This window comes from Alicycliphilus denitrificans K601 (assembly GCF_000204645.1).
GTDB classification, from domain to species: Bacteria; Pseudomonadota; Gammaproteobacteria; order Burkholderiales; family Burkholderiaceae_C; genus Alicycliphilus; species Alicycliphilus denitrificans.
This window is the reverse complement of the sequence record NC_015422.1, coordinates 485,239-507,872: the sequence shown is the minus strand read 5'-3', so window position 1 is coordinate 507,872 and position 22,634 is coordinate 485,239. Positions and strand designations below refer to the sequence as shown.

Here is a 22,634-nt window from a genome sequence, read left to right as displayed (position 1 = left end):
ATGAACACCACCCCCACCATCGACGGCAAGGGCTACATGACCGAGGAGCGGATCATGATCCGCGACGCGGCGCGCGACTTCACCATGAACGAGGTGCTGCCCGTGGCCAACCAGCTGGACGGCCCGGACGGCGAGATCCCCATGGAGCTGCGCCGGAAGATGGCCGACATGGGCTACTTCGGCATCACCATCCCCGAGGAATACGGCGGCATGGGCCTGGGCACCTTCGAGTACTGCCTGATCTGCGAGCAGCTCGCGCGCGGCTGGATGTCGGTGGCCTCGCTGGTGGCGCGCGCCCAGGGCGGCTTCATCAAGAACGAGATGCCGGAGGAGATGCGGCGCAAGTACCTGCCCCGCGTCGTGCGCGGCGAGTTCCTCAACGCCAGCGCGCTGTCCGAGCCCGATACGGGCTCGGACCTGGCCTCCATCTCCTGCCGCGCCGAGCTCGTGGGCGACGAGTGGGTGCTCAACGGCAACAAGTACTGGTGCACCTTCGCCGACGGGGCGGACTACATCAACGTCTTCGCGCGCACCGCCAAGCCCACGCACCCGAAGAAGCGCTGGGAGGGCATCTCGTGTTTCCTCATCGAGAAGAAGCGCGGCGAGTTCCCGCCCGGCATGGTGGGCCAGCCCATCCCCAAGATCGGCTACTTCGGCTGGAAGACCTTCGAGCTGGCCCTGAACGACCTGCGCGTTCCCAGGGAGAACCTGATCGGCGCGCCGGGCCAGGCCTTCCTCATCATGGCCAAGGGGCTGGAGACGGCGCGCGCGCACACCGCCGCGCGCGCCATCGGGCTGGCCCAGGGCGCGCTGGAGGACGCCATCGCCTACGCCAGGGAGCGCAAGCAGTTCGGCATGCCCATCGCCGAGTACCAGGCCATCCGCTTCAAGATCGCCACCATGGCCACCGAGGTGGAGGCCGCGCGGCAACTGCTGCATTACGTGTGCAGCGCGATCGACAGCGGGCGGCGCTGCGACACCGAGGCCTCGATGGTGAAGCTGTTCGCCACCGAGATGGCCGAGCGCGTCACCTCCGAGGCGCTGCAGATCTTCGGCGGCGCCGGCTACACCAAGCTCTTCGCGGTGGAGCGCCACTGGCGCGACGCGCGCCTGACCAAGATCTTCGAGGGCACCTCGGAGATCCAGCAGCGCATCATCGCCAACAACCTGCTGGGCAAGTCGGTGCTGGAGGACATGATCGCCAGCCGCGCCTTCGAGTCCGCCGCCGGCGCACGCACGGAGGCCGCATGACAAACCGCGCAGCCCTGACCAGCCCCGACAACTATTTCGAGGACTTCCCCGTGGGCCGGGTGATCCGCCACGCGCGCGGCAAGACCGTGACCGAGATGGACAACGTGCTCCTCACCAACCTGGTGATGAACACCGCCGAGGGCCACTTCAACGAGGACCGCATGCGCCAGGCCGCGCCCGGCGCCATCTTCAGCCAGCGCGTGGTGTTCGGCGGGATCAACCTGTCGATGGTGATCGGCCTGGCCTCGCAGGACACGGCCGAGCAGTGCGTGCGCGAGGTGGGCCTCACCGCCATCAAGCTCAGCCACCCCGTGTTCCACGGCGACACGCTGTACGCCTACAGCGAGGTGCTGCAGGCCGACGAGGAACCCGGCGGCGCCACGGGCCGGGTGCGCTTTCGCCACTACGGCGTGAACCAGGACCGCAAGCTGTGCGTGCAGGCCGAGCGCACGGTCATCCTGCGCCGCCGCCCCGACCCCGCGGCGGGCGCCACCGCATGACCGCGCCCGGCACGCCCGCGTTCGGCGCCCTGCAAGGCCTGCGGGTGCTCGACCTCACGCAGATGCTGGCCGGCCCCTACGCGACCATGCTGCTCGCGGACCAGGGGGCGGACGTCATCAAGGTCGAGCCGCCCGGCGGCGACGCCACGCGGCGCCACGGCCCCTTCCTGCCCGGGGCGCGGCCCTTCGACGAGGGCGGGTTCGGCGCCTACTTCGGCTCGGTCAACCGCAACAAGCGCTCCATCGTGGTGGACCTCAAGTCCGAGGCCGGCAAGGCGCAGTTGATCGCCATGGTGCGCCAGGCCGACGTGCTGGTGGAGAACTACCGCGCCGGCGTGATGGAGGGCCTAGGCCTGTCCTACGAGACGCTGGCCGCGCACAACCCCCGGCTGGTGTACGCGGCGCTGCGCGGCTTCGGTGACCCGCGCTCGGGCGAGACCCCCTACACGCACTGGCCGGCCTACGACCCGGTGGCCCAGGCCATGGGCGGCATCATGGGCGTCACCGGCCCCGAGGTGGGCGGCGCCCCCACCAAGATCGGCCCCGGCGTGGGCGACCTGCTGCCCGCCATGTACCTGGCCTACGCCGTCGCCGCAGCCTGCTGGAGCGTGCAGCGCACGGGCCAGGGCCAGTTCGTGGACGTGGCCATGGCCGACGCGGTGCTGGCGCTGTGCGAGCGCATCGTCTACCAGTACAGCGCCGCGGGCGTGGATTCGCGGCCCGACGGCAACGGCCACCCCCTGCTGTGCCCCTTCGGCATCTTCCCCGCATCCGACGGCTACGTGAGCCTGGGCGTGCCCAACGACCGCTTCTGGGAGCCGCTGGCGCGCATCATGGGGCGCGCCGACCTGGCCGCCGACCCGCGCTGCGCGTCCAACGAGGCGCGCGTGCGCCACCGCGCCTTCGTCGAGGCCGAGGTCGGCGCCTGGACGCGGCGCCACACCCAGGCCGAGCTGGTGCGCCTGCTGGGCGGGCGCATCCCCTTCGGCCCGGTTCTGTACGCGCAGGACATCTTCCATGACCCGCACTTCCAGGCACGCGGCATGCTGGTGCCGACCGAGCAGCCGGGCGCCGAACGGCCACTGACCATCGCCGGCACGCCCATCCACATGGGCCGCACGCCCGGCGGCGTGCACCGCCGCGCGCCGCTGGTGGACGAGCACGCGGGCGAGATCCTGCGCGAGTTCGGCCTGCAGCCCGCCCCCACGTCCCCGCAACCCTCCCCCTGACAGGAGAAACCACCCATGAACCGACCCCGACGATTGCGCCGCTGCCAGCTCTCCGTGCCCGGCTCCAGCGAGAAGATGATGGAAAAGGCCGCCGGCCTGGGCGTGGACTACGTCTTCCTCGACCTGGAGGATGCCGTAGCCCCCGCCGAGAAGCGGCCCGCGCGCCAGAAGATCGTGCGCGCGCTCAACACCCTGCCCTGGGGCCGCACGGTGCGCTGCGTGCGCGTGAACGACCTGACCACCGAATACGCCTACGAGGACATCATCGAGGTGGTGGAGGGCGCGCGCGGGAACCTGGACGTGATCATGCTGCCCAAGGCCCTGTCGGCCGCCGACATCCAGTTCGTGGACAAGCTGCTGACCATGATGGAGAAGAAGCTGGGCCTCACCAAGCGCATCGGCCTGGACGTGCTGATCGAAGAGGTCGAGGGCCTGCAGCAGGTGGACGCGATCGCCGCCGCCTCGCCGCGCCTGGAATGCCTGATCTTCGGCATGGGCGACTATTCGGCCAGCCAGGGCGTGTCGCTCAAGGACATCGGCGGCGCCAGCGGCTACCCCGGCGACCTGTGGCACTACCAGCGCCAGAAGATCACCGTGGCCGCGCGCTGCAACCGCATCGACGCGGTGGATGGCCCCTACGCCAATTTCAAGGACCCGGCCGCCTACGAGGAGGAATGCCGCCGCGCCATGACCCTGGGCATGGTGGGCAAGTGGGCCATCCACCCCTCGCAGGTCGAGATCGCGCAGCGTGTGTTCTCGCCGCGCGCAGAGGACGTGGTGCGCGCGCGCCGCATGATGGCCGCCTACGACGAGGCCCTTGCCCAGGGCCTGGGCGCGGTGCAGTTCGAGGGAAAGATGATCGACATCGCCTCGGTGCGCATCGTGCGCAATCTGGTGGAGCGGGCCGACCTGATCGGCATCTAGCGGCTCCATTCATCCATTCCAAAGACACCAGGAGACAGACATGAACCATTGCGACAGCGCGCCCGCGCGCGTGCAGGCATCGCGGCGCGACGTGCTCCGGCTCGGGTTCGGGCTCGCCGCGGCGGCGGGCCTGCCCGGCGCCGCGCTGGCCCAGGGCGGCGCGCCGTGGCCCAGCAAGCCCATACGCATCATCTGCGGCCAGGCCACGGGCTCGTCCAACGACGCCACCGCGCGCGCGGTCGGCGAGTTCATCACCGCCAGGCTCGGCGCACCCGTGGTCATCGAGAACAAGCCCGGCGCCGTGGGCACCATCGCCGGCGACACCGTGGTGCGCTCTGCGCCCGACGGCTACACGCTGCTGTGCGTGCTGCACAGCCAGCTCGCGCAGGCACCGGTGCTGCTGAGCAAGGTGCCCTTCGACCCCGACAACGACCTGATCCCCATCGGCGCCTTCGGCACCGGCAGCTCGCCCGCCGTGGTGCGCAGCGGCCTGCCGGTGAACAGCATGCGCGAGCTGATCGAGTACGCGAAGAAGACGCCGGTGTCGGTGGGCAACTACGGCATCGGCTCGGGCTGGCAGATCATGGTGACGCAGCTCGTGAAGGACACGGGCGCCCAGTTCAACATCGTCAACTACCGCGGCACCGGCCCCATGGTGCTGGACCTGATGGCCGGCAACATCGACGTGGGCGCGGGCTCGCTGGCCGGGCTGGCGCCTGGGCTGCAGAACGGCAAGTTCCGCGCGATCCACCTCATTTCGGGTTCGAGCCGCAATCCGGCGCTGCCCAATCTGCAGACCTGGGAAGAGGCCGGCTTCACCGGCGAGGCCTACACGGCCACGCAGGAATCCAACATGTTCCTCGCGCCCAAGGGCACGCCACACGAGGTGATCGAGCGGCTCGCCGCGGTCATCGACGCCTCGTACCGAGAATCGCCCCGCATCAAGACGCTGATGGAGCAGCTCGGCCAGGTGCGCCCGCCCTGGACGGGCGAGGACCTGCGCCAGTTCGTGCGCACCACCTGGCCCGCCTACCGCCGGCTGACCAAGGCCCTGAACCTCCAGGTGGGTTGAGAGGAGTGGGGGGGCGGCGGCAGGGGCGCGCCGTTTGCCCCTGCCCGTGCGTGGCGGCCCCGTTGCGGATAAGCTGCCACCCTGGCCTGTGCAGGCCGGTCCGAGAACGAACGCCCGATGAACGCCCCTACCTCCCCCACAGCGGCCGTGCCGGCGCCCCAGTTGGTGCGCGGCGCCTGCCCGCATGACTGCCCCGACACCTGCGCCCTGCTGACCACCGTAGAAAACGGCCGCGCCGTGCGCGTGCAGGGCAACCCGGCGCACGCGCAGACGGGCGGCGTGCTGTGCGCCAAGGTGTCGCGCTATGCCGAGCGCACGCACCATGCGAACCGCATCCTCACGCCCTTGAAGCGCACCGGCCCCAAGGGCAGCGGCCAATTCGCGCCCGTGCCGTGGGACGAGGCGCTGGACGACATCGCCCGGCGCCTGGGCGCGATCGCCGCGTGCGACGCGCAGGCCATCGTGCCCTACAGCTACGCGGGCACCATGGGCCTGGTACAGGGCGAGAGCATGGACCGGCGCTTCTTCCACCGCCTGGGTGCGTCGCTGCTCCACCGCAGCATCTGCTCCACGGCGGGCGGCGAGGGGCTCGTCCACACGCTGGGCGGCAAAGTGGGCATGAAGGTGGAGTTCTTCGCCGAGGCCCGGCTCATCCTGATCTGGGGCAGCAACTCCATAGGCAGCAACCTGCACTTCTGGCGCATCGCCCAGCAGGCCAAGAGGAACGGCGCGCGCCTGGTGTGCATAGACCCGCGCCGCACCGAGACCGCCGAGAAATGCCACGAGCACCTGCAGCTGCGCCCCGGCACCGACGCCGCGCTGGCCCTGGCGCTGATGCACGAGCTGATCGAAAACGACTGGCTGGACCACGACTACATCACCCGCCACACGCTCGGCTGGCCGCAGCTGCGCGAACGCGCGCTCACATTCCCGCCCGCGCGCGCGGCCGAGGTCTGCGGCCTCCCCGTGGAGCAGATCCGCCGCCTGGCCCGCGACTACGGTACGACGAAGCCTGCCGCCATCCGCCTGAACTACGGCGTGCAGCGCGTGCATGGTGGCGGCAACGCGGTGCGCGCCATTGCCTGCCTGCCCGCGCTCACGGGCGCGTGGCGCCAGCGCGCGGGCGGCGTGCTGCTGTCGAGCTCGGGCGCGTTTCCCGTGGACCGCGCGCGGCTGCAGCGCCCCGAGCTGCTGGCCGGCCGCGCGCCACGCACCATCAACATGGTGACCATAGGCGACGACCTGCTGCGCGAATCCTCACCCGCCTTCGGCCCGAAGATCGAGGCCCTGGTGGTCTACAACAGCAACCCCGTGGCCGTGGCGCCCGACTCTCCCAAGGTGGTGCGGGGCTTCGCACGCGAAGACCTGTTCACCGTGGTGCTGGAACATTTCCAGACCGACACGGCCGACTACGCCGACTACATCCTGCCCGCCACCACGCAGCTCGAACACTGGGACGTGCACCTGGCCTACGGCCACACGGACGTGCTGCTCAACCGCCCGGCCATTGCCCCCCAGGGCCAGGCGCGCAGCAACGCACAGATCTTCCGCGACCTGGCGGCGCGCATGGGGTTCGCCGATCCCTGCTTCGCCGACACGGACGAGCAGCTGTGCCGCCAGGCCTATGGCGAGGCCGTGGACTTCCCACGGCTGCTCGCCGACGGCTTCGCCCCGCTGCCCGTGCCCGACGCCCCGTTTGCCGAAGGAGGCTTTCCCACCCCCTCGGGCCGCTGCGAGTTCTACAGCGAGCGCCTTGCCCGGCAGGGCCTGGACCCGCTGCCCGGCCACGTGCCCAACCACGAGGCGGCGGGCAGCTCGGCCGCCTACCCGCTGGCCATGATCTCGCCGCCGGCGCGCAACTTCCTCAACTCCACCTTCGTGAGCCTGCAAAGCCTGCGCGACATCGAGGGCCGCCCGCTGCTGGAGCTGCACCCCGACGACGCCGCCGCACGCGGCATCGCCGACGGCGCCCTGGTGCGCGTGTTCAACGACCGCGGCAGCTACGAATGCCACGCCACGCTCAACGGGCGCGCGCGCCCCGGCGTGGTCAACGGCCTGGGGATCTGGTGGCGCAAGCTGGGGCACGGCGGCACCAACGTCAACGAGATCACGAGCCAGGCCCTGACGGACATGGGCGCGGGGCCGACGTTCTACGACTGCGCAGTACAGGTGGAGGCGCTGGCTGCGTCTTGACTATAAAAAAAAGCAATCAGCGCTTACGTATAAAGCGCTGAGCGCTCCTTTTCACTTCCATCAAACCTTGAACGCCTCGGGTGGCAAGCCTTGCACGGCGCGTGCATGCATGACCACGTACGCGGCTTCGAGATCGCGCGCGAAGCGCCGGGCATCGAACAATGGCGACGCAGGTGCCTGCGCATGCAACCTGCTGCGCAGGGCATCCAGCTGTCCCGCGTCGCGCGCCAGCGCAATGGCGCGCGCCTCGTACGCCCCCTGGGTCTCGGTCACGAGCTCGGGCAGCCCCACGGCATGCAGCAGGCTGGCGGCCACGCGGCTGGCAAAAGACTGGCCCGCGCAGGTCAGCACGGGCAGGCCCGCCCACAACGCATCGCTGGCGGTGGTGTGCGCGTTGCACGGCAGCGTATCGAGGAACAGATCGGCCAGGCGATGCCGCGCCAGGTGCTCGTCCAGCGGCATGCGCTGCGCGAACACCAGCCGCTGCGGCGCAATGCCCCGGGCCTGGGCTTCGCGCAGCAGATTGCGCGACACGGCAGGGTTGTCTTCGAGCAGCCACAGCACGCTGTCCTCGACCGCGTGCAGGATGCGCCCCCAGCCGTCGAGCATCTGCGGCAGGATCTTGTAGTTGTTGTTGAAGCAGCAAAAGACGAAGCCCGTGGCAGGCAGGCCCAATGCCTCGCGGGTGAAGGCACGATCGGCGATGCGGCGTTTCGAGTCATTGACCTGGTAGCTGTGGGGCAGGTAGACCACCTTCTCGCTGAAATGGCACCGCGCCTGCGGGGGCAGAACCACCTTGTCGGCGATAGCGTAGTCGATATAGTCCGCCCCGGTGGTGCCGGGGTAGCCCAGGTAGCTTACCTGCACCGGCGCGCAGCGATAGGAAAAAATGCCGAAGCGCGTGTCCTGGGTGAAGCCTTTGAGATCGACTGCGATGTCGATGCCCAGCTCGCGCGAAAGACGGGCGACCGCTTCGTCGCTGCGGTCGCGCACGTCGAGGAAATGGTCGAAGGCCTGGCGCACGCGCACGTGCATGGCGTCCTGCGAATCCGGGCCGAAGGAGAAGGCGAACCACTCGAAGCGCTCGCGGTCGTGCAACTCGAACAGCTCCGCCATCAGTATGGCCGTGGCATGGTGGTGGAAGTCCGCTGAGTAATAGCCCACGCGTATCCTGCCGCCGTCCGCACGCGGCGCGACCGGGCCCAGCAACGGGTTTTCCGGGTAGTCCGCCGCCACGAAATTGCGCGCGGCCTGCAACTGCAGCGCCGGGTCATCGCACAGCACCGCGACGGAGAACGGTGAAACGCCTGGTTGCCGCTGCGCCACTGCCTGCCCGAGGCGGTCGATGCCGGCGCCGATGTTGTGCCAATCGCAGACGGCGGTCTTGGCACCCAGGATGTCGGTCAGCAAGCCCGGCTGCCCGGGGTTGCAACGCCAGGCCCGCTGGAATTCCTGCAGTGCCTCTTCATGGCGCTTGGAATCCCTGAGCAGCGTCCCCATGAGCTGCCGCGACTGCGCCTGGTCGGGGTTGAGCCGGATGGCCCGGTCGAGGTCTGCGAATGCCTGCGCATGTTCCTTGCGCTGCAGGCGCGCATTGCCGCGGTTGACGAGCGCATCGGCATACTGCGGCTGCAGCGCCAGGGCCTGGTCGAAGCTGGCGACGGCCTCCAGCAGGTGCCGGGACTTCAGCAGCGCATTGCCCCGGTTGTTGTGCGCCTGCGCCAGTCGCGGCTCCAGCGCAAGCACCCGATCCATGCAGGCTACGGCCTCGCCATACGCCTTGCGGCGCAGATGCAGACAACCCAGGTTGAACTGGGCCTGCACGTGGCCGGGCTCGATGCACAGCACCTGCCGGTAGCTGTCCATGGACTCCTGCTCCCGGCCCATGCCTTCGAGCACGGTGGCACGGTTGTAGTGCGCCAGCGCCAGCCCGGGTGCGAGAGCGATCGCACGCTCAAAAGCAGTCAGCGCCTCGGCCTTGCGCCCCAGGCGCAGCAGCGCATTGCCGCGATTGAAATGCGGATCCAGATAATCGGCCTGCAGCGCGATGGCACGGTCGTAGGCCTTGATGGCATCCGCGACCCGATTGGCCTGCAGCCATGTGTTGCCTTGCGTATTGCACGCTTGTGCGTCGTCGGGCAATGCAGGTTCTGGCGGCTGCATGGTGGGCACGCGAAACGATACGCCAGCGGAAGGGAAACCGGGTGCCGGCACCGCGGGGCTCTGGAAACGGATGTTGAAGTTCGGCTTTTTCGAGTCTGTCACGGTGCTCGGATGCTCTGGGTCGGAGAAAGGGCCTCCCGCGCGAACGGCATGGACACCGGGAATTCGCGCCGATGCGCAAGCAGCGGAGGCCGCAGTCTAGCGCCGTTCCACCTGCCGCGCCGCGCGGCGCATGCAGCTCCGCCATGGCGCCATCCTTCAACCCTCGCTTATCGGCACGATCTGCTGGTCGATCGCGCCGAACAGGCTCTGCCCGTCCCTGCCCTTCATCTCGATGCGGATAGTGTCGCCGTACTGCATGAACTCCGTGCTGGGCTGCCCGTCCTGGATGGCCTCGATGCAGCGCTTCTCCGCAATGCAGCTGTAGCCCCTGGTCCAGTCCTTGTTGCTCACCGTGCCGCTGCCCACGATGGAGCCTGCGCGCACGTTGCGCGTTTTGGCGATGTGGGCGATGAGCTGGCCGAAGTGGAAGGTCATCTCGGGCCCCGCGTCGCACATGCCGACCTTGCGGCCGTTCCAGGTCGATTGCAGCGTGAGGTGCACGCGCCCGCCCTCCCAGGCGTCGCCCAGCTCGTCCGGCGTGACCGCCACGGGGCTGAACGCGGTGGCGGGCTTGGACTGGAAGAAGCCGAAGCCCTTGGCCAGCTCGGCCGGGATCAGGTTGCGCAGGGACCAGTCGTTGGCCAGCATCACCAGGCGTATGCCGTCGAGCGCCTGCTCGGGGCTGGCGCCCATCCTCACGTCGCCCGTGACGACGGCGATCTCGGCCTCGAAGTCGATGCCCATGGCCTCGGACGGCACGGCCACGTCGTCGCAGGGGCCCAGGAAATCGTCGCTGCCGCCCTGGTACATGAGCGGATCGGTGTAGAAGCTGGCAGGAACCTCGGCGTTGCGCGCTTTTCGCACCAGTTCCACGTGGTTGATGTAGGCCGACCCGTCCGCCCACTGGTAGGCGCGCGGCAGCGGCGCCATGCACTGGCGCGGGTCGAACGGGAAAGCGTGGCGCGCGCGGCCTGCGTTGAGCTGCTCGTACAGGTCCTGCAGCTGGGGCGCCATGAAGTTCCAGTCGTCCAGCACCTGCTGCAGGCGGCTCGCGATGCCGGTCGCATAATGGGCCTGCCCCAAGTCGCGCGAGACCACCACGAGCTGGCCGTCGCGCGATCCATCCTTGTAGGTGGCGAGTTTCATGGGCAATGCTCCTTGGCCGGCACTGTGCGCACAGCACAAACCACGACCCGATGAATTGATTCGATCAAACGGAATCTAGTGTAGATGGACAAGGAACACGTCGGCATCCAATCGGTGGAATCCAGCTGGGGCGGCCCGATCGACCGCCCTCCGCGCGGCCCCGCACGCTGACGCCCCTGCCATGCCGTGCCGCGCCCTGCTGTTAATCACCACCCTGGTGCTGGCCCTGCACTGGCTGCTGCTGGCGGACCTGCCGCTGGGCGGCACGGGCCAGGGCATGCCGCGGAGGATGAGCTTTCACACACGCATGGTGGAGCCGCCGCCGCCCGAGCCCGAGGCCGCCCCCGCGCCGCCGCCGCCGGCCGCCCCGCGCCCCGTGCGCAAGCCCCGGCCCAGGCCGGCGCCGCCAGCCCCCGAGGCACCGGAGCCAGCGCCGGCGGCCCCCACTTCCCCCCTGACAGACGAGTCCCCGGCCGAAACCGCTCCGCCGGCAACCGAGGAGGGCACGGTCGGCGCCGAGGCCGACGCCGCGCCCGAGCCGCCCCAGGCCGCAGCATCGGCCGCCGCCGAGCCCACCCCGGCGGCGAGCGCCACCCCCGCGCCGCAAGAGCCACCCGCCGAAAGCGCGGGGGTGGAGATCCGGCCGCCCGGAGCCTCCGGCGCCGGCGCCAGCACCGAACCGCCGCCCGTGCGCCTGCCGCCGTCCACGCGGCTCACGTTCGACGTGACCGGCGAAGTCAAGCGGTTCCACTACAGCGCCAGCGCCGAGCTGGTGTGGCGCCAGGACGGCTCGCGCTACGAGGCGCGCCAGCAGATCAAGGCCTTTTTGCTCGGCGCGCGCTCGCAAAGCAGTGTGGGGCAGATCACGCCCCGGGGCCTGCGGCCCGAGCGCTTCGGCGACAAGGCCCGCAGCGAGCGGGCCGCGCATTTCGATTTCGACAAGCACGAGGTGATATTCAGCGCCAACACCCCACGCGCCACCATCGGCGACGGCGCGCAGGATCGCCTGAGCGTGTTCATCCAGCTTGGCGCCATGCTGGCCGCCGCGCCCGGGCGCTACCCGCCGGGCACGCAGATCACGCTGACCACCGTGGGTGCACGCAACGCCGACCGCTGGACCTTCACCGTGGACGGCCCCGAGACCCTGAACCTGCCCGTGGGCAGCACGCCGGCCCTGAAGCTGCAGCGCCTGCCGCGCGAGGACCAGCACTACGACCAGAAGGCCGAGCTGTGGCTGGGCACGGAGCTCGGCTATCTGCCCGTGCGCATACGCCTGAGCCAGAGCAACGGCGACTTCGTCGACCTGCTGCTCTCCGGCCACGAAGCGCCCTGACCACCCCGCCGCGAACGCGCAGAGGGCCGGTTTTCGTGAAATACTGTCCACGGCAACACCCCGGCGGCAGGGGGACTTGAACTCTCGCCCCGCGTTGCCATCTGACAGGCATACCTAACAGGGGGCCCACGCCATGCAAATGCTCTACGACTCCGATTCCTTTGTGGTTGTCCACATGCTGCCGGATGCCGACCGCAGTGGCGCCACGGACGACACACCCCAGCCGCCCCAGCTGGTGCGCCACGGCTTCGAGATCGTGGACAAGCGCTCGGGCAAGGAGGTCTATCTGGACGGCTCCTGGGCCGAGCTGTTCCAGCAGCAGATCCTGGCCTGGCAGCTTAATACCCCCACTCAGGAAGAGGTGGAGGACACGCTGGACGGCTACATCGGGCTGGCGCAAAATCCTGTCGTAGTGCATTGAGAGTTCCAGGGGGCTTCGGCCCCTTCGCGGCCCACCCCCGGTAGGCCGCCGCCCCGCGAGGGGCACAACGCGCCGTGGCCACCCGCCACGGCGCTTTCTTTTGGGGCGCACTCAGCAACGGGATTTTGAGAGAAATATGCCTCCAGCGCCCGTCCATCAAGCGCTACAAGCTATGTTTTCAATAGTGTCTCAACGCACGCCGCGGCGCACGGCCATTTCCCGGCCCATGGCCTGCTGGGCGTCCATGTCCAGCAGCGCGCGCGCCGCCGGGTAGATGCTGTCGTCCTCGTGGCGCAGGTGGTCGGCGTAGCAGTCCGCGAAGCGGTCCAGCACGGTCTCGTGCGCGGGCGCGAAGGCCTGCAGCGCGCCCTGGGCAAGCTGCTCCAGGGGCTGGCGCGCCTCGGCCCAGCGTTCGGCCATGCGCACGTGGTCGCGCTGCAGCTGGCGCACCAGGGCCGCAAGGCGCTCGTCGCCGCCCTGCGCCAGCAGCGGCGGGAAGACATGCAGTTCCTCGTCCTCGTGGTGCAGCGGCGCGGCGATGTCGAAGTAGCGCAGCACGTCGCGTGCGGCCTGGCGCGCGGAATCGTCACAGCCCTTGTCCTGCAGATAGGCGCGCAGGCGCTCCAGCAGGTCGAGCGAGCGGCGCACGCGATCGTGGCAGGCGTCGAGCATGGCGAAGGGCTCGTCGAAGCCGGCGCCCGGCGTGTGCATGCCGGGCAGGGAAACACGGGTGGTCATGGGTGGGGGCCTTCTCGCGCTACTCTCGCGCGGCCCGCAAGAATAGCCTTCGATTAGCCCAGCCGCACGGGTTGTCCCTCGCGGTTGAAGGGCAGATAGGCGCTGAAGGCGCCGGTCTTGACGGCCTCCACCATGCGGCGCAGCACGCGGTCGGCGTCCTCGTCCGAGGGCGCCTTGCCCGGCGTGCCCGACAGCGCGGCGGTGAACACCAGGCGCCAGGGCTGGGCCGGGTTCTCGAACTGCCGGGATTCGCGCAGCAGCGCGTCGAAGGATTCGATCTCCTCCGGCAACTTGTCCACGCACATCAGCGGCACCAGCACGCCGCCCTCGCCCTGCGCGAAGCGCTCGCGCTGCGCGGGCGTGGCGTCGTCGGGCAGCTCGGAGCCGGCGAACACGAACAGCAGCCGCTGGCGCTCGCGGTGCGCGCGCGCGGCGCGCAGCAGGTCGTCGAAACTGTTGATCTCGGTCTTCACGCCAGGGTCCTTTCTTGTTTCCAGGGCTGCACGCCCCGGCCGGGCACCAGGGTGCCCACGTACTGCGCCGGCGCGGGGCGCGCACGCCCCGGCTTGCGCGACAACACGGTGCCCACGCTCACGAAGCACAGGGCGCGCTCGCCCTCCTGCAGCGCGAACAGCGTGCGCAGCGCCTGCGACTGCAGCGCCTTGCCGCTGGTGAGCGCCGAGCCGAAGCCCAGCGCCGTGGCCGTGAGGAGCAGGTTCTGCACGGCGCAGCCGGCGGACAGGATGCGCTCGCAGGGCGCGATCCCGGGGTCGTCCCGCAGCTCGTCCACGACCAGCAGCAGCAGCACGGGCGCGCGGTATGCCTTCTCGCGCGCCTGCTCCTGCTGCGCGGGCGTGGCCTCGGGGTCGCGTTCGCGCAGGGCCTGGGCGAACGCCTCGGCCAATGCCGTGCGCGCTTCCTGGGGCACGAGCACAAAGCGCCAGGGCAGCAGGCAGCCATGGTCGGGCGCATGGGCCGCCGCGGCCATGATGGCCTGCAGCTGCGCTGCATCGGGCCCGGGCGCGCCCAGCCGCTTGGGCAGGATGGTCTGGCGCGCCTGCAGCAGCGCGGCGGCCCAATCGGCCGGCGGCGCCTGCATGGCTTCAACGCGGCCCGCCATCAGTCCACCAGCACCTGTCCGTCGTGTTCCACGTACGGCGGGTAGGGGCCGGTGCCGCTCGATTGCGCCTTCGACGCGGCGACGAAGCCGCCGTTCTGCACGTCGAACACGTGGACCTCGCCCTCCTCGATCACGTAGTGCCAGCCGTGCAGCGTGATGCGCCCGTCCTGCACGCGGCGGCGCACCATGGGGTAGTCCATGAGGCGTTCGAGTTGCAGCACCACGGCGCGCTGCTCGGTGCGGCGCAGTGCCTCGGGGCCGGGCTGCACCGGCAGCACGGCCTCGCGGCCCAGGTCCAGCCAGCGCTGCAGGTTCTTCGCCTCGGGCGAGACATCGCCGTACAAGGCCTTGATGGCCCCGCAGTGGCTGTGGCCGCAGACCACGATGCGGCTCACGTTGAGGTTGAGCACGGCGAACTCGATGGCCGCGGCCGTGCCGTGATGGCCATAGGAGCCGTCGTACGGCGGCACGAAGGCGCCCACGTTGCGCACCAGGAACAGCTCGCCCGGGCCGGCGCCCGTGAGCAGGTAGGGCACGAGGCGCGAGTCCGAGCAGCCGATGAACAGCGTCGTCGGGTGCTGCCCCTGGTCCACGAGGGTCTGGAATTGCTCCCGGTACTGGGGAAAGTCGTCCAGATGGAAGCGGCGCAGCCGCTGTAGCAGCTCGTCGTCAGGCATGGGAAGTTCTTTCCGGGCAAGACCGCGCAATGGCCTATTGCACCAGAGGGGTGTCGGCGGCGTCCAGCTGCACGCCTTCGACCTCGGCAGCCCCCGCGAGCAGCTGCAGGTACTGGCGCAGTGCGTTGATCCATGCCTGCTGGCGCAGCAGCAGGGCCACGGAGGCCTGGACCTCTTCGAAGGCCAGGGCGCGGCCGGCCTCGCGCTCGCACACCTCGACCACGTGCAGGCCGAAGCGGCTGTGCACCAGGCGGGACAGGACCCCGACCTCGGCCTTGCCGAAGATTTCGCGCGCGAACTCGGGCGCGCAGTCGGCCTGGGTGAGCCAGCCCAGCTCGCCGCCCTGCTGGCCGCTGGGGCAGTTGGACCATTGGCGCGCGGCCTCGGCAAAGCGCACGCCGCCGTCGTCGTCGCAGCGCAGGTCCAGCAGCACGCTCTCGGCGCGCTGGCGCAGCTGCTTCACATCCACGCCCGGCGTCACGGCGAACAGCACGTGGCGCAGGCGCAGGCGTTCGCCCTCGCCATGCAGCGTGGGGTGGGCGGCGTGGTAGCGACGGCAGGCTTCCTCGGAGGGCTCGGGCACCTGCAGCGCGCGCTCCAGCAACTGCTCGATGGCCTGCGTAGCGGCGATGCTCGTGGCGCCGTCCATGCCGGGCGCGTCGTCCTGCGCGAGCAACCCCTCGCGCTGCGCCTGCTGGCGCAACAGCTCGGTGCAGGCCCGCTGGCGCAGCAGTTCCTCGGGCAGTTGCTCGCCGGGCGCGTGCAGGGCGATACCGTTGATGCGTGCGACGGGGGTGTCCGCTACCGGGGCGGCGCTGCCGCCGCAGCCGCAGGCGTGCGATCCGCAGGTGGTGGTGGTCATGGGGGTCTTCCTGGAAACGGGGGATGGCGGCTGCGGGCCCGTGGCCTGGATCCTCCCGCCAAGGGGGAGGCTTCAAGCCAGATTGGCCTCTAGCCCTTGTGCATTAAGCGCTGGCAGCTCTGTTTTTTCAGAGCGAGCGGCGCGGCTGGTTCTGCCCGGCCGGCACGTTCAGGCGCCGTGCGCGCACCAACTGGTAGGGGCGCAGCACATAGGCCAGCGTGCCGAAACCGCTCCAGATGTGCACCAGGCGCGTGAACGGGAAGATCAGGAACACCGTCATGCCCAGGAACAGGTGCACCTTGAAGATCCAGCCCGTGCCCACCAGCATCTCGACCGCGCCGGAGCGGAAGGTGACGATGCGCTGGCCCCATTCGGCCAGGCGCATCATGACCGAGCCGTCCAGGTGCTGCGCCGACAGCGGGATGGTCGCCAGGCCCAGCGCCAGCTGCACCCAGAAGATCCACAGCAGCGCGATGTCGCTGGTCTTGCTGGTGGCGCGGATGCGCGCGTCCGTCAGGCGCCGGTGCAGCAGCAGCGTCACGCCGATGAAGGCGAGCAGGCCGGCGGCGCCGCCCGAGACCATGGCCAGCAGTTGCTTGTTGCCGGCGCTGATGAAGGGCTCGTAGAGCGCGTGCGGCGTGAGCATGCCGACGAAGTGGCCGAAGAACAGGAACAGCACGCCGATGTGGAACAGGTTGCTGGCCCAGCGCAGGCTGCCGGTGCGCAAGAGCTGCGAGGAGTCGCTCTTCCACGTGTACTGGTCGCGGTCGAAGCGCACCCAGCTGCCGATGAAGAACACGGCCAGGCAGATGTACGGGTACAGGCCGAACAGGAAATGGTCGATCCAGGCGGTCATGGCGAGACTCCTTGGGAAGAGGGGTTGGAGCGCGCGTTGCGCACGAAATGCAGGGGTTGGGGCTGGCCGGGGCGGTTCTGCCCGCGCGTGGCGCAGCCGTCGAAGGCCTCGGGTTCGGCCCAGGCTTCGTCGAGCCCGGGCTCGGGCGCGATCGCCACCGCCTGGGCCTTCTCGCCGGCGGCCTCGAGCACGGCGGCGACCACGCTGGCGTAGGGGCTGCCCTTGGCCTGCAGCGCGGTGAACAGCGCATTCAGGATGTGCGCCATCTCGGCCAGGAATTCGCGCGCCACCTGCGCGGGCTGGGTCGATGCGAACTCCAGCACCACGCCGAGGTGGTCGGGCAGCTCCTGCGCATCGAGGTACAGGCCGGCCTTCTCGTAGGTCTGCGTCAGGTCGATCAGCGCCGGGCCGCGCTCGCGCGAGTCGCCGTGGATGTGCTCGAACAGGTGCAGCGAGGTCTGGCGGCCGCGGTCGAAGGTATCGACGTAGCGCTCCTCGGCCTCGTACGGGTCCATCGCGCAGATCTGCTGCACCAAGGCCTGCAGCTCGGCCATGCGGGCCGCGGGCAGAACCTGCTCGGACTGCAGCGCGTCGACCAGCGTGGGCATCTGCGCGCGCAGCCCGGCGTCGGGATAGGCCACCAGGCGCGCCAGCGCCCGCAGCGTCAGGCGCATGCTCTCGGGTGTCTTCTTGAACATCTGGGCGCTCCTCAGACCACGGCCTTGATGGGGATGGTGCGCGGCTTCTTGCCGCCGAAGATGCTGACGTCGGAGGCGCCGTCGGAGCAGCCGTTGCCGAACGAGAAGCCGCAGCCGCCGCGCACGTCGAAGGCATTCTCGGCGTATTCGCGGTGCGTGGAAGGGATCACGAACCGGTCTTCGTAGTTGGCGATGGCCATGACCTGGTACATGTCCTGCACGTCGTGCACCGTCAGCCCCGCCTGCTGGAGCACGGCCATGTTCTGCACCTTGTCCACGTGCAGGCCGCGCTGGTAGGCGCGCATGGCCAGCATGCGCTCGAGCGCGCGCACCACGGGGCCGGTGTCGCCGGCGGTGAGCATGTTGGCCAGGTACTGCACGGGAATGCGCAGCTGCGACACGTCGGGGATCTCGCCGTTCACGCCCACGTGGCCGGCGTTGGCCGCCGAGGTGATGGGCGAGAGCGGCGGCACGTACCAGACCATGGGCAGCGTGCGGTACTCGGGGTGCAGCGGCAGCGCCACCTTCCAGTCGACCGCCATCTTGTACACCGGGCTGTTCCTGGCAGCTTCGAGCCAGTTGTCGGCGATGCCGTCGAGCTTGGCCTGGCGGATCACTTCAGGGTCGTTGGGGTCGAGGAAGATGCCCAACTGCGCCTCGTACAAGTCGCGGTCGCGCTCCACGCTGGCCGCTTCCTGGATGCGGTCGGCGTCGTAGAGCAGCACGCCGAGGTAGCGGATGCGGCCCACGCAGGTCTCGGAGCACACCGTGGGCTGGCCCGCCTCGATGCGCGGGTAGCAGAAGATGCACTTCTCGGCCTTGCCGGTCTGCCAGTTGTAGTAGATCTTCTTGTACGGGCAGCCCGAGACGCACATGCGCCAGCCGCGGCACTTGTCCTGGTCGATGAGCACGATGCCGTCTTCCTCGCGCTTGTAGATCGAGCCCGAGGGGCACGATGCCACGCACGCCGGGTTCAGGCAGTGCTCGCACAGGCGCGGCAGGTACATCATGAAGGTGTTCTCGAACTGGCCGTACATGTCCTTCTGCACCTGCTCGAAGTTCACGTCGGCGCTGCGCTTCGCGAACTCGCCGCCCAGGATTTCCTCCCAGTTCGGGCCCCACTCGATCTTCTCCATGCGCTGGCCCGTGATCAGGCTGCGCGGGCGCGCGGTGGGCGCGGCCTTGGACTCCGGCGCCGACTGCAGGTGGTCGTAGTCGAATGTGAAGGGCTCGTAGTAGTCGTCGATCTGCGGCAGGTTGGGGTTGGCGAAGATGCGCATGAGCAGCTTCCACTTGCCCCCCTGGCGCGGGACGATGGAGCCGTCGGCCAGGCGCGTCCAGCCGCCGTTCCACTTGTCCTGGTTCTCCCATTCCTTGGGGTAGCCGATGCCGGGCTTGGATTCGACGTTGTTGAACCAGGCGTACTCCATGCCGGGCCTGCTGGTCCATACGTTCTTGCAGGTGACCGAGCAGGTGTGGCAGCCGATGCACTTGTCCAGGTTCAGCACCATGCCGATTTGTGCGCGTATTTTCATCGTGTCTCTCCTTCTTTCTCAGGCATGGGCGCTGGCCGTGCTCTGGCCCGCCTCCTCATCCATCCAGTCGACGCGGCGCATCTTGCGCACCAGCACGAACTCGTCGCGGTTGGTGCCGATGGTCCCGTAGTAGTTGAAGCCGTAGCTGTACTGCGCGTAGCCGCCGATCATGTGCGTGGGCTTGAGCACGATGCGCGTGACGGAGTTGTGGATGCCGCCGCGCGTGCCCGTGATCTCCGAGCCCGGGGTGTTGATGATCTTTTCCTGCGCGTGGTACATGAGCACCATACCGGGGTTCACGCGCTGGCTCACCACCGCGCGCGCGGCGATGGCGCCGTTGGCGTTGAACAGCTCCACCCAGTCGTTGTCCACGATGCCGCCACGCCTGGCGTCGTCCTCGCTGAGCCAGATCACCGGGCCGCCGCGGTTGAGCGTGAGCATGTGCAGGTTGTCGCTGTACGTGCTGTGGATGCCCCATTTCTGGTGCGGCGTGATGAAGTTCAGCGCGATCTCGGGGTTGCCGTTGGGCTTCTTGCCCTCGACCTCGTGCAGCGTCTTGAGGTGCACGGGCGGTCGGTAGCTCACGAAGCCCTCGCCGAAGTCGCGCATCCAGGGGTGGTCCTGGTAGAACTGCTGGCGGCCCGTGAGGGTGCGCCATGGGATCAGCTCGTGCACGTTGGTGTAGCCGGCGTTGTAGCTGACCTTCTCGCTCTCAAGGCCCGACCAGGTGGGCGAGGAGATGATCTTGCGCGGCTGCGCCTGGATGTCGCGGAAGCGGATCTTCTCGTCCTCGCGATGCAGCGCCAGGTGCACGTGGTCGCGCCCGGTCTGCTTGGACAGCGCCTCCCAGGCCTTGCAGGCCACGTGGCCGTTGGTCTCGGGCGCGAGCATCATCACCACCTCGGTGGCGTCGATGTCGCTGACGATGCGCGGCCTGCCCTGTGTCGCGCCTTCCTCGCGCACGCGGCCGTTCAGGTCGCCGAGCTGCGCCACCTCGGTCTCGGTGTTCCAGCTGATGCCCTTGCCGCCGTTGCCGATGCGGTCCATCAGCGGCCCCAGAGCCGTGAAGCGCTGGTAGGTGTTGGGGTAATCGCGCTCGACCACCGTGATCTGCGGCGCGGTGACGCCCGGGATCAGGTCGATCTCGCCATTCTTCCAGTCCTTGACGCCATAGGGCTGTGCCAGTTCGGCGGGCGTGTCATGCATGATGGGCGTGAGCACCACTTCCTTCTCCACGCCCAGGTGGCCCTCGCACACCTCGCTGAAGGCCTTGGCGAAGCCCTTGTAGATCTCCCAGTCGCTCCTGGCCTGCCAGGCCGGGTCCACTGCCGCCGACAGCGGGTGGATGAAGGGGTGCATGTCGCTGGTGTTCAGGTCGTTCTTCTCGTACCAGGTGGCCGTGGGCAGCACGATGTCGGAATACAGGCAGGTGGTGCTCATGCGGAAGTCCAGCGTGACCAGCAGATCCAGCTTGCCTTCGGGCGCGTTGGCATGCCACTTGACCTCCTGCGGCTTGGCTTCCTGCGGCCCCAGGTCCTTGCCCTGCACGCCGTGGGTGGTGCCCAGCAGGTGCTTGAGGAAGTACTCGTGGCCCTTGCCCGAGGAGCCCAGGATGTTGGAGCGCCACACGAACATGTTGCGCGGCCAGTTCAGCGGGTTGTCGGGGTCTTCGCAGCTCAGCGTGAGCGAGCCGTCCTTGAGCGACTGCACCACGTAGTCCTTGGGATCCACGCCCTTGGCCTGCGCGTCCTTGACCACCTGCAGCGGATTGAGCTGCAGCTGCGGCGCGCTCGGCAGCCAGCCCATGCGCTCGGAGCGCACGTTGAAGTCGATCATGCTGCCCTGGTAGCCGCTCTTGTCGGCCAGCGGCGAGAGCACCTCCTCGACGCCCAGCTTCTCGTAGCGCCACTGGTCGGTATGAGCGTAGAAGAAGCTCGTGGAGTTCTGCTGGCGCGGCGGACGGATCCAGTCCAGCGCGAAGGCCAGCGCCGTCCAGCCGGTCTGCGGGCGCAGCTTTTCCTGGCCCACGTAGTGCGACCAGCCGCCGCCCGACTGGCCGATGCAGCCGCACATCATCAGCATGTTGATGATGCCGCGGTAGTTCATGTCGCAGTGGTACCAGTGGTTCATCGCCGCGCCGATGATGACCATGCTGCGGCCATGCGTCTTGTCGGCGTTGTCGGCGAACTGGCGCGCCACGGCGATCACCTGGTCGCGCGGGACGCCGGTGATGCTCTCCTGCCATGCCGGCGTGTAGGGGGCGTTGGCGTCGTAGCCGTCGTCGCGCTCCTCGCCGGCCAGGCCGCGCAACACGCCGTAGTTGGCCACCTGCAGGTCGAACACCGTGGCCACGGCGACGCGGCCCGCAACGCCTTCGCCGCTCAGCTCCAGATGGGTGATGGGCACGCGGCGCACGATCACGTCGCCGCCCTGGTCGTTGGCCTTGAAGTTGGGCGACTCGATGCCGCCGAAGTAGGGGAAGGCCACGTCGACCACTTCATGCGCCTGCGCGCCGTCCTCCAGCACCGAGAGCTTGAGCTTGACGTCGTTGCCGCCCTGCGCCTCCTTGGCCTCCAGGTTCCACAGCCCCTGATCCGGGCGGCCTTCCTTGCCCCAGCGGAAGCCGATGGAGCCATTGGGCAGCGCCACCTTGCCATCCACGTCGTAGGCGACGGTCTTCCAGTCGGGGTGGTTGGACTGGCCCAGCTTGTCGCCGAAGTCGCTGGCGCGCACGTAGCGGTCGGGCACCATGGCGGTCCTGCCGTCGGGCAGCTGCTTCTCCTTCAGGACCACGAGCAGCGGCAGGTCGGTGTAGCGGCGCGCGTAGTCGTCGAAGTACGCCGAGCGCTTGTCGAAGTAGAACTCCTTGAGGATCACATGGCCCATGGCCATGGCCACGGCCGCGTCGGTGCCCTGCTTGGGGTGCATCCACAGGTCGGCGAGCTTGGCCACCTCGGAGTAGTCGGGCGTGACGGAGACGATCTTCGCACCCTTGTAGCGCACCTCGGTGAAGAAGTGCGCGTCGGGCGTGCGCGTCTGCGGCACGTTGGAGCCCCAGGCGATGATGAAGTTGCTGTTGTACCAGTCGGCCGATTCGGGCACGTCGGTCTGCTCGCCCCACACCTGGGGGCTCGACGGCGGCAGGTCGCAGTACCAGTCGTAGAAGCTCATGGGCACGCCGCCGATGAGGTTCAGGTAGCGCGAGCCGGCGGCATAGGAAATCATCGACATGGCCGGGATCGGCGAGAAGCCGATGATGCGGTCGGGCCCGTACTGCTTGATGGTGTAGACGTTGGCCGCGGCGATCATCTGGTTGACCTCATCCCAGGTGCTGCGCACGAAGCCGCCCAGGCCGCGCTGCTTCTGCCATTCGCGGCGCGCCTCGTCGTTCTGCACGATGGCGGCCCAGGCATCGACCGGGCTCTTGGCCACGGCCAGTGCCGCGCGCCAGTGCTTGAGCAGGCGGCCGCGCACCATCGGGTATTTCACACGGTTGGCGCTGTACAGGTACCAGCTGTAGCTGGCGCCGCGCGCGCAGCCGCGCGGCTCGTGGTTAGGCAGGTCGGGCCGCGTGCGCGGGTAGTCGGTCTGCTGGGTTTCCCAGGTGACGATGCCGCCCTTGACGTAGATCTTCCACGAGCACGAGCCGGTGCAGTTCACGCCATGGGTGGAGCGCACGACCTTGTCATGCGCCCAGCGGTCGCGGTAGGCATCCTCCCAGGTGCGATCTTCGCCGTTGGTCTGGCCGTGGCCCTGCGAAAAGGTCTCGCGCGGCTGCGCGAAATACGAGAGACGGTCGAGAAAATGGCTCATC

Annotated in this window: 19 protein-coding genes; 8 read left to right on the top strand and 11 right to left on the bottom strand. The window is 69.1% G+C overall.

The genetic code is table 11. The features are described 5' to 3' along the window. From ALIDE2_RS02415 to ALIDE2_RS02390, 6 genes are all read left to right on the top strand, one after another. Positions 1 to 1,251, top strand: coding sequence for an acyl-CoA dehydrogenase family protein (locus ALIDE2_RS02415; RefSeq protein ID WP_013721299.1), 1,251 nt, complete (start codon positions 1 to 3; stop codon positions 1,249 to 1,251). Then, the gene (locus tag ALIDE2_RS02410) at positions 1,248 to 1,751 is read left to right on the top strand and encodes a MaoC family dehydratase (protein ID WP_013721298.1); all 504 of its coding nucleotides are present in this window, start codon (positions 1,248 to 1,250) and stop codon (positions 1,749 to 1,751) included. Before ALIDE2_RS02415 ends, ALIDE2_RS02410 begins: the two co-directional genes overlap by 4 nt. Further along, the gene (locus tag ALIDE2_RS02405) at positions 1,748 to 2,980 is read left to right on the top strand and encodes a CaiB/BaiF CoA transferase family protein (protein ID WP_013721297.1); all 1,233 of its coding nucleotides are present in this window, start codon (positions 1,748 to 1,750) and stop codon (positions 2,978 to 2,980) included. The genes ALIDE2_RS02410 and ALIDE2_RS02405 overlap by 4 nt, the downstream gene beginning before the upstream one ends. A gap of 15 nt (positions 2,981 to 2,995) precedes the next feature. Further along, on the top strand, positions 2,996 to 3,904 hold the full coding sequence (locus ALIDE2_RS02400; RefSeq protein ID WP_013721296.1) for an HpcH/HpaI aldolase/citrate lyase family protein: 909 nt from the start codon (positions 2,996 to 2,998) through the stop codon (positions 3,902 to 3,904). Positions 3,905 to 3,944: 40 nt separating this feature from the next. Further along, entirely contained in the window at positions 3,945 to 4,976 is a 1,032-nt protein-coding gene (locus ALIDE2_RS02395) for a Bug family tripartite tricarboxylate transporter substrate binding protein (RefSeq protein WP_013517421.1), read from the top strand. 117 nt (positions 4,977 to 5,093) lie between these two features. Further along, positions 5,094 to 7,169, top strand: coding sequence for a molybdopterin-containing oxidoreductase family protein (locus ALIDE2_RS02390; protein WP_013517420.1), 2,076 nt, complete (start codon positions 5,094 to 5,096; stop codon positions 7,167 to 7,169). Between the two features lie 60 nt (positions 7,170 to 7,229). Here the strand turns inward: ALIDE2_RS02390 and ALIDE2_RS02385 are convergent, their stop codons facing one another. Then, on the bottom strand, positions 7,230 to 9,332 hold the full coding sequence (locus ALIDE2_RS02385) for an O-linked N-acetylglucosamine transferase, SPINDLY family protein (protein ID WP_238530087.1): 2,103 nt from the start codon (positions 9,330 to 9,332) through the stop codon (positions 7,230 to 7,232). Between the two features lie 258 nt (positions 9,333 to 9,590). Further along, entirely contained in the window at positions 9,591 to 10,580 is a 990-nt protein-coding gene (locus tag ALIDE2_RS02380) for a fumarylacetoacetate hydrolase family protein (RefSeq protein WP_013517418.1), read from the bottom strand. Between the two features lie 181 nt (positions 10,581 to 10,761). Between ALIDE2_RS02380 and ALIDE2_RS02375 the strand changes: the two genes are divergently transcribed. Together ALIDE2_RS02375 and ALIDE2_RS02370 are read left to right on the top strand one after the other, a co-directional pair. Next, positions 10,762 to 11,913 (top strand): DUF3108 domain-containing protein, encoded by a 1,152-nt coding sequence (locus tag ALIDE2_RS02375; RefSeq protein WP_013721294.1) that lies wholly within the window; start codon positions 10,762 to 10,764, stop codon positions 11,911 to 11,913. Between the two features lie 133 nt (positions 11,914 to 12,046). Next, the gene (locus ALIDE2_RS02370; protein WP_013517416.1) at positions 12,047 to 12,334 is read left to right on the top strand and encodes a BTH_I0359 family protein; all 288 of its coding nucleotides are present in this window, start codon (positions 12,047 to 12,049) and stop codon (positions 12,332 to 12,334) included. 189 nt (positions 12,335 to 12,523) lie between these two features. On the opposite strand, the gene ALIDE2_RS02365 is transcribed toward ALIDE2_RS02370, so the two are convergent. The 9 genes from ALIDE2_RS02365 to ALIDE2_RS02325 all read right to left on the bottom strand — a co-directional run bounded on the left by ALIDE2_RS02365 (position 12,524) and on the right by ALIDE2_RS02325 (position 22,633). Beyond that, positions 12,524 to 13,072 carry a hemerythrin domain-containing protein gene (locus ALIDE2_RS02365; RefSeq protein ID WP_013517415.1) on the bottom strand — a complete coding sequence of 183 codons (549 nt, stop codon included), beginning with the start codon at positions 13,070 to 13,072 and terminating at the stop codon, positions 12,524 to 12,526. Positions 13,073 to 13,125: 53 nt separating this feature from the next. Continuing rightward, complete coding sequence (locus ALIDE2_RS02360) at positions 13,126 to 13,545, bottom strand: hypothetical protein (RefSeq protein ID WP_013517414.1); 420 nt, start codon at positions 13,543 to 13,545, stop codon at positions 13,126 to 13,128. Then, positions 13,542 to 14,192, bottom strand: a complete 651-nt coding sequence (locus ALIDE2_RS02355; RefSeq protein ID WP_013721293.1) for a nitroreductase family protein — start codon at positions 14,190 to 14,192, stop codon at positions 13,542 to 13,544. The genes ALIDE2_RS02360 and ALIDE2_RS02355 overlap by 4 nt, the downstream gene beginning before the upstream one ends. Further along, positions 14,192 to 14,869, bottom strand: a complete 678-nt coding sequence (locus ALIDE2_RS02350) for a carbonic anhydrase (RefSeq protein ID WP_013517412.1) — start codon at positions 14,867 to 14,869, stop codon at positions 14,192 to 14,194. The genes ALIDE2_RS02355 and ALIDE2_RS02350 overlap by 1 nt, the downstream gene beginning before the upstream one ends. A gap of 34 nt (positions 14,870 to 14,903) precedes the next feature. Then, positions 14,904 to 15,731 (bottom strand): peptidylprolyl isomerase, encoded by an 828-nt coding sequence (locus ALIDE2_RS02345; RefSeq protein WP_013721292.1) that lies wholly within the window; start codon positions 15,729 to 15,731, stop codon positions 14,904 to 14,906. A 127-nt stretch (positions 15,732 to 15,858) separates the two neighbouring features. Then, complete coding sequence (gene narI / locus ALIDE2_RS02340; protein ID WP_013721291.1) at positions 15,859 to 16,587, bottom strand: respiratory nitrate reductase subunit gamma; 729 nt, start codon at positions 16,585 to 16,587, stop codon at positions 15,859 to 15,861. Continuing rightward, entirely contained in the window at positions 16,584 to 17,285 is a 702-nt protein-coding gene (gene narJ, locus ALIDE2_RS02335; protein WP_013517409.1) for a nitrate reductase molybdenum cofactor assembly chaperone, read from the bottom strand. Before narJ ends, narI begins: the two co-directional genes overlap by 4 nt. 11 nt (positions 17,286 to 17,296) lie before the next feature. Next, complete coding sequence (gene narH, locus ALIDE2_RS02330; RefSeq protein WP_013517408.1) at positions 17,297 to 18,820, bottom strand: nitrate reductase subunit beta; 1,524 nt, start codon at positions 18,818 to 18,820, stop codon at positions 17,297 to 17,299. An 18-nt stretch (positions 18,821 to 18,838) separates the two neighbouring features. Beyond that, positions 18,839 to 22,633 (bottom strand): nitrate reductase subunit alpha, encoded by a 3,795-nt coding sequence (locus tag ALIDE2_RS02325; protein ID WP_013517407.1) that lies wholly within the window; start codon positions 22,631 to 22,633, stop codon positions 18,839 to 18,841. Position 22,634 lies beyond the last annotated feature (1 nt).